Genomic DNA, 7702 nt, shown 5'->3' on the forward strand with positions numbered 1-7702 from the left:
CTGGCGAAAATCTTATTCAAACGCATCATTCGCGTTTGAATGATTTCCTACTCCAGCAGTCGCGCGCGGATGAACTCTGAATCGCTTTGAGTCAACCCTTTAACCGCGCGCCTGCGATTCATTCTATTTTGCTGAGGCAAAATAGTTGAATCGCTTCTTTTGGCGTCGGCGCGCGGTTGGTTTGAGGAAACTGCCCTGCGCGGGCGGCGTCCGGGTGACCCCGGCGGGACGGGCGAAACTGCGTTTCGCTATGGCAGCCTCGGCCCCAACAACTAACGGCTACCTCGGCCCCCAAACAATGCCCCTCCTCAAGCGCATCCTGCCAGTTCTTATGAAAACGAACGATTAATTAATAAATAGAGTGATTCGAAGAAGAGAGTCACCCGGGGGTGATGACTTTTTCCCAGAAAAGACGCATCGCCGCTCGTTTCCGATCATCAAGCCGAAACTTAATCGCCCGCGTCAGGTAGTTGTAAGCCGTTCCGACATCGAAATCCCGCGAACGATTGACCGTTCCGGTGATCGACTCGGCGACATGCTCCACCCCGTAAGCCAACGCCCGATTCAGAGTCGGCGCAAACTCCGCCCCCGCTTCGGTACAGGCCACCCACGCCGCAAAAACGAACGGAAGCCCGCCCGTAAAATCGCTCCACTCCTGCGCCAAATCGTAGCAATAAGCATAACGATGTTCTTCACGCAGTGCAAAGACCTTGTCGCCAATGGCAACCATCGCCTCGCCGGGCTGCAATTTTCTTGAACAATCGGCCGAATCGATCCACTCCGGTTCGATCCGCCAATATTCGCGCGCCAACACCCGCACCAATTGTACCGAAGTGCGCGAATGCGAGTCGAGATATACGTGCCGGATACCAGCCAGTGGCGTGTCCGACAACAAAACCACCGTATCGACCGCGCCTTCCGCGCCGATACAGTAGTCGGTTATGATTCGAGGTGTAAAGGCCGCCGACGAACGATCGGACGGCTCAAAAGATTGAAAGACGGAAGAAATAGAGAATCCCGGAATCCGGGGAATCACCGCCGTGGGAACCAGCGCGATATCGGTCTTCCCGTCGACGGCATCAGCGGCACACAGAGCCGGCACCCGAAGCGAAAGGGCAATACCCTCTCCTGCAAGCAGCCGTCCCGCTTCCTCGGTCGAAAGCGCAGAAGAGACCGCCGCCTGCTGTTCGATGCCGTAGATGAACGGCAGCGTGTTCAGGTAGGATACAGCAGTAATTCTCACCGGGATCGTCACCCATAGGGATAGAGTTTGATGGCACTTCGGTTTTCACGGCGAAGGTAGACATTTTTATCGGGGAAACCGCTCTTCGCATGCTATTTTTTCGCGCCACGCGTCAGGGATGGCGAAACTCTCCTTCGTCACGGCGTTCCAGCCCACCAGCACGGTCCGACTGTCGGCCTTCACGGTGTCGGTATCGAGGTCGATCATCTCCTGAAAGACGGTGAAACTCTTGGTACCGACCCGTTCGATACCGGTGCGGATAACGATCCGGTCTTTCATCCCGACGGGGACGTAGAAGTTGGTGGTCGAGCTGGCGGTTACGACGGTCTGCGCGCCGTCCATCTGTTCGATGCCGAGTATACGCTCGAAATATTCGTTCTTTCCGAGGTCGAAAATATGCTGATACTGACCGTTATACATGTGCCCCTGAATATCGATGTCGTTGAATCGGAGCTGAATGGGCGTCGTAATCATGGTGGTTGGTGTAATTTTTGGTCTGCGTTTCTCACAGCCGCACGATGCGGAATCCGCCGTCGGTGTCGAGGGCGATGACGGACGAGGCGCGATGGGTCGCTGTCGGCTCCTCCATCGCCGGATCGGCCACCCAGTCCACGCCGTTACGAATGTCGTCGGAAATCTCGGCATAGGTGGCGGGGGTCTTCTCGCCGCTCACGTTGGCGGAGGTCGAGACTAACGGACGCCCCAACCGATGGATCACGCGACGGCAAAACTCGTTCTGCACCAACCGAATCGCGACGCTCTTCTCGGGCGGCAAGAGGTTCTCGGCGAGTCCGCGCCCTTCGGGCAAGATCAGGGTCAGGGGTTCCGCCCCTTCGGCGGCTTCCCACAATTCCCATGCCACGCTCGGCACTTCCTGCACCCAACGCACGACTTGCTCCGGCCGGTCGAGCAACACGATCATGCCTTTGGCTTCTTCGCGCTGCTTGAGGGCGAAAAGGCGGGCGACGGCTTCTGCATTGGTGGCGTCGCACCCTATGCCCCACACGGTGTCGGTGGGATAAAGAATGGTCCCACCGCGCTTCAAAACGGAAACACAGGACTGTATCTGCTCTTCCATAAACTTTTTGAATCTTCGATTAATTCGTATTTGCCCCGCCTCGAACCGTACCTTTTCTGAAGAAAAGGTACCCAAAAGACTTTTCAAGGATGCTGACGCATCCTAAAGCTGCCGGTCACCAAACTCCCGGACTCTTCTTTGGGTCGGGAGCAAACGGCGCGCATCGGGGTTTAGCTCTCATTAAGCGCGCCGTTGCCCCGACCCAAAAGCAATCTCGAAGATTGAGGACTGCGGAGCCTAAGGAGTAGCGTAGCTATCATGAAAGTTCTTTGCGTCGCTTTCTTTCAAGAAAGCGACAGTCCCATGCGGGTAGACACGGATAATCGAACGGTTAAATATCTTTACCGGAGGCCGAAAGCCGTACGGAGGCGTTCCACCTCGTCCAGTTTTTCCCAGGCGAAAAACTGGATCCCGTTTTCCACATACGGTTCCCGGCCGAAATGGCCGTAAGAGGCCGTCGGCAGGAAAATCGGCTGTTTCAGTCCGTAGCGTTCGACAATCTTCGCCGGACGCAAGTCGAACAACTCCGCGATCTTCGCCGCAATCTCGCCGTCCGAAACCGCAGCCGGCAGTTTCGACGTCCCGAACGTATCCACAAAGACACTCACCGGCCGCGCGATCCCGATCGCATAGGCCACCTGCACCAACACCACATCCGCAAGGCCCGCCGCCACCATGTTTTTGGCGATATGGCGCGTCGCATAAGCCGCCGAGCGGTCTACCTTCGAAGAGTCTTTCCCCGAGAAAGCCCCCCCGCCGTGCGCCCCCCGACCGCCATACGAGTCCACGATGATCTTGCGCCCCGTGACCCCCGTATCGCCGTGCGGCCCCCCGATCACGAACTTGCCCGTCGGGTTCACATGCAGGATATAGTCGTCCCCCAGCAGACTCAGCAACAGCTGGTTGCCCCGCTTTTCGAGCCGCTGTCGCACCCGGGGGATCAGGACGTTCCGCACGTCCGCCTCGATCTGCTCCTGCGTCGCCTCCGGATCGTGCTGCGTCGAGACGACGATCGTATGGATGCGCCGCGGACGGTGGTCGTCGCCGTACTCGACCGTCACCTGCGATTTGGCGTCCGGACGCAGGTAGGGCATCGCCGACGGCGTTTCGCGCCGGATGTCGGCCAGTTCCATCAGCAGGATGTGCGAGAGCATCAGCGACGCCGGCATGAGCTCTTTGGTCTCGTGGCAGGCGTAGCCGAACATCAGCCCCTGGTCGCCGGCCCCCTGCTCCTCGCGTTCGGCACGTTCGACCCCCTGGTTGATATCCGGCGACTGCTCGTGGATGGCCGAGAGCACGCCGCACGATTTGGACTCGAACATATAGTCGGCATGGGTGTAGCCGATCCGTTCGATCACGCCGCGGACGGTGTTCTGGATATCGACATAGGCGTTGGATTTGACTTCGCCGCTGACGACGACGAGGCCCGTGGTACACAGCGTCTCGCAAGCGACTTTCGATTCGGGGTCGTTGCGCAGAAATTCGTCGAGGATGGCGTCCGAAATCTGGTCGGCCACTTTGTCGGGGTGCCCTTCCGACACCGATTCCGAGGTGAACAGGTATGACATGGTACGTGTAAATTTACGGGTTAAACGATTCGGGTTTCAGCTGCAAAACCGAAGAGACAAACCGGCCGCGAGGGAACCGACGACGAAAAAAGAGGGGAAAAGCGCACAAAAAGTCCGGCCCGGAAACGGCCGTCGAAAACGAGGTGTGCTTTAGCATTTTTTCGCGTGGTTGCAATCGACCAAATCTCTCCACGGGTCTTTGCGTCCGTTGTAACGAACGGCGCAAAGGTACGAATTATTACGGAATCGGAAAAACGCGCCGATCAGAAAGGAAGCCCGATGGCGAAATGCAACGCAGTCTCCTTGAGCCGGAAGCCGCTGTGCCAGCGTTCGGGCCGCGGCACGTTGGGGTTGTGGAGCTTCATCCCCCAGTCGAGCCGAAGCAGCACGAAGCCCAGGTCGTAGCGGAATCCGAGCCCGGTGTCGAGGGCGATCTCTTTGTAGAAGCTGTCGAACCGGAAACGGGCCGATGCGGGCGACCCCTTGGCGTTCATCCAGACGTTTCCGGCGTCGGCGAAGACGGCCATGCCGAAATTCCCGAACACGGCGAAGCGATACTCCAGGTTGAGCTCCAGTCGGAAGTCGCCCAACTGATTGGGATAGGTCTCCCGTTTGTAGAGGGTCTCGCCCGGCCCGAGCGTCCGCACCTGCCACCCGCGCATGCTGTTGGCGCCGCCGGCGAAATAGAGCCGTTCGAACGGCAGGGTGGTCGAGTTGCCGTAGGCGACCCCGCCGCCGATGAAAAACCGCCAGGCCAGCTGGGTCGTGGTGGTCAGGTTGATGCGCTGGCTGAGGTCGAGGCTCAGCCGGGCGTACTGGGCGAACCGGATGCCGAAAATCTTGTAGTAGCTCTCGTGGTCGGAGTCCTCCAGGTCGATGGTGGTGCGCTTTCCGAGCCACGAGGTGAGCCCCCGCAACAGGTTTCCGTTCATATCTCCCACGAGCCGGATCGAGAGGTTGTCGGCCTTGGTATTGGGGTTGGTCTGGAAGTAATACCCTGCCGAGAGCCCGGCTATCAGCTGCGATTCGTAGCTGTTCCGCAGGTAGGGGTTCTCAATGCTGTTCTTGAAGTCGGGATCGATCCACGGCACGGAAACCACGTTGATGTCCGCCGGGTTGATCTGGAACCGGCCGCCGTTGCGCCACGACCAGGAGTAACCGAACGTTCCGCCGGCGATCGTCCGGTCGTAGTCGGGCCGACGCTGGATGTCGTACGAGATCGAGATATTGGTCTTCTGCAACGGAAACTTGGCGAGTTTGTCGGCCCGGATGGGTAGCAGGAAGCGCGGGATGTCGAGCCCGACGTTCACGCCGAACTCATAGGAGTTGTGCCGCCCCTTGTTTTTCATGAATTCGTAGGCGCCGCGGAAGTTGACGGTGAAATTCTCCGCCCCGCGGAAGAGGTTTTTGTTCTGGTAGCCGAGGCTCAGGGCGGTGGAATAGTAGTCGGCGGTGGTGGAGATTTCGGCATCGACGTTGAAGTTCTGCCGGGTATTGGGGGTGCACTGGATCAGACAGCCGAGGTTGCGTTCGGTGGTCGACACGACGCGTCCGCCGTCGTTCGCGCCTGCGCGGGTCACCTCCACCGGTCGCAAGGTGTCGTAAGGCAGCTCGGTGAAGAGGATATTGGCGCTGTATTGCAGGTTCCGGATGTTGTCGTAGGTGCGCTGGACGCTGCTTCGGTCATAGAGTTCGTTGGGCGAGAGGCGCAGCGCGCCGGCGAGAATGGACTCCCGCAGGCGGAGTTTGTCGAGGTAGAGGATGTCGATGCCGTTGTAACGCACGGTGTCCCAAGGCATCCGTTCGAGCTCTTCGGGCGACCGGGTGGGGTCGTAATCGGTATTGACGACGATCCGGCCGAGGCGATAGACCGGGTGGTTTTCGAGCACGGGCCGCCCCTCGGCATCCATATAGGCGACGCGCCGACGCACGTGGACGGTCAGCCGCATGGCGTGGTCGAAGCCGACGGTATCGACGGTGTAGGAGATGTACCCTTTATTGAAGCTCCAGAAGCCCATGTTCTGCAACCGGGCGCTGATGCGTTCGCGTTCGGCGTCGAAGACTTCGCGGTCGTAGATCATGCCGATTTTCAGCAGGCCGGAGACGGTGTCTTCGAGGATGATGGGTTCGAGGAAGTCGTCTTCGATGCGGTAGCGGATCTGCGAGACGAGGTACGGCTTCCCCTCGCGCGCCACGTAGCGCACGGTGGCTTTCCGCTTCCTCCGGGCGTATTCGACGGTGTCGGTCACGGTGCCGTCCAGATAGCCGCGCGAGGTGAGGTAGAGCTGCATCATCTGGCGCGACCGCTCGGCCTGCCGGGGGTCGTAGATCACCGGGGCCTCGCCGACCTTTTCGCGCCAGAACCGCTGCCAGCCGCTGTGTTTGGCGGTGTCGGTGAGGTTGTACATCCCGAGGTAGATGCCCACGCCGAGCAGCCGGCTGTTGGGCCGTTGCTGGACATAGGGCATGAGGTCTTTGGGCAGTACGCGTTCGCGTCGCGAGGCTTTGTGCACGCCTTCGATCTCGACGATGTTCCGGCGCAGGAGGTATTTCCCCTCCGGCACATACCGCATCGTCCGGCACGAGGCCAGCAGTCCGACGACCGAAAGGATCGCGAACAGACGAACGAGCGAAAAAGGCCGGAGAAGCGGCATAAGAGATCTCTGACTGCTAAATCGTTATAAATCCACCCGCTCCAGCACGATATTTCCGAGGTCGGTGATCTGCTGCGATGCGATGGTAATGGGCGCGGAATAGGGCCGGATGCCGCTCGTGGCGCGCGGATCGACGCGGAAGATATATTCGCCCGGCAGGAGCCGCATAAAGAAGGCTCCGACGGGATTCAGCGAACTGTAGGTCGAAGCGACGACGCTCCCCGTGGCCGGGTCGATGAATTCGATCCGCACACGTCCCGAGAGGGCGCTCTCGCCGACCTGCAAGCCACCCTGCACCACTCCGCAACGATCGATATCGACGAAGGTCACCCGGGGCCGGAACCGGTATCCGCTCTCGGCGGCCGGGTCTTCGATGACGGAAGCGGCGAGGTCGATGTCGAAGAGCAGCGGTCGATTGGGGCCGTCCATCGTCATCGCAGGAAAGGGTACGACGACGGTGGCATCGGCCGGATCGACGGCTAGGGGGACGGTCTGATCAAGGACGCGCACGGTGGCTTTCTCGGTCGAAAAGACGATCCGGGCGGCGTCATAAGCCGCTCCCTGCGGCATCGTCCCTTCGGCGACGAGCTGCATCTTGCCGTTCACGAGGTTCATCAGGGGCAGGTAGCTGTCGGCGATTTCGAGATTCCGCCACGTTCCGTCGCCGGCGCGCACAGCGACTTCGGCCACATAGCAGTCGAGGGCGGTGTAGTCGGCCGGGGCGTCGCACACGTAGACGGAGAGCCGGTTCCGGTCGTTCACGTCGCTGCATGCGCCGAGCCACAAAAGGATAGAGAGGAGGCCGAGGGTTTTGAATATCTGACGTACCATAGTTGCAAAGTTACCGTTTTTCTCGGTTTCCCGCTGCGTTATTGTGATTTGGCGATCGAGACGGCTTTGGCGGAGTTCTCGGCGGGTTTTCGCGCGCCGTTCGCCCCGCCCCGGGCTACCGCGAAAGACTCAGCGGCACTTTAGCACACGTCGGGGGAAATGGATACAGTTGGTCTGGTACAACCTGCCGGATCAGCAGTTTGTCGCTAAATTTCTATGTCACTTATCTCGACCTCGGCAGAGAGGATGGTCGTGCTCACGCTCTTCAGTTGCGTTGCCTCTCGGAATAAACGGGGGGTGCCGCAACTGAAGAGCGTGAGCACGACCA

At 59.7% G+C, this 7702-nt stretch carries 6 protein-coding genes; all 6 read right to left on the bottom strand.

Translation table 11 applies throughout. The features are described 5' to 3' along the window. Nucleotides 1-379: 379 nt before the first annotated feature. Complete coding sequence (locus QZ302_RS07320) at nt 380-1243, bottom strand: menaquinone biosynthesis protein (protein ID WP_294594063.1); 864 nt, start codon at nt 1241-1243, stop codon at nt 380-382. 66 nt (nt 1244-1309) lie between these two features. Next, the gene (locus QZ302_RS07325) at nt 1310-1717 is read right to left on the bottom strand and encodes a thioesterase family protein (RefSeq protein WP_294594065.1); all 408 of its coding nucleotides are present in this window, start codon (nt 1715-1717) and stop codon (nt 1310-1312) included. Between the two features lie 31 nt (nt 1718-1748). Beyond that, complete coding sequence (locus QZ302_RS07330; RefSeq protein WP_294594068.1) at nt 1749-2321, bottom strand: L-threonylcarbamoyladenylate synthase; 573 nt, start codon at nt 2319-2321, stop codon at nt 1749-1751. 341 nt (nt 2322-2662) lie between these two features. Next, complete coding sequence (gene metK, locus QZ302_RS07335; RefSeq protein ID WP_294594070.1) at nt 2663-3889, bottom strand: methionine adenosyltransferase; 1227 nt, start codon at nt 3887-3889, stop codon at nt 2663-2665. A gap of 263 nt (nt 3890-4152) precedes the next feature. After that, nucleotides 4153-6543, bottom strand: coding sequence for a BamA/TamA family outer membrane protein (locus QZ302_RS07340; RefSeq protein WP_294594072.1), 2391 nt, complete (start codon nt 6541-6543; stop codon nt 4153-4155). Between the two features lie 24 nt (nt 6544-6567). Next, nucleotides 6568-7374 carry a DUF4382 domain-containing protein gene (locus QZ302_RS07345; RefSeq protein WP_294594074.1) on the bottom strand — a complete coding sequence of 269 codons (807 nt, stop codon included), beginning with the start codon at nt 7372-7374 and terminating at the stop codon, nt 6568-6570. Nucleotides 7375-7702: the final 328 nt, after the last annotated feature.

Origin of the sequence: uncultured Rikenella sp. (genome assembly GCF_910579375.1) — a bacterium.
Taxonomy (GTDB): domain Bacteria; phylum Bacteroidota; class Bacteroidia; order Bacteroidales; family Rikenellaceae; genus Rikenella.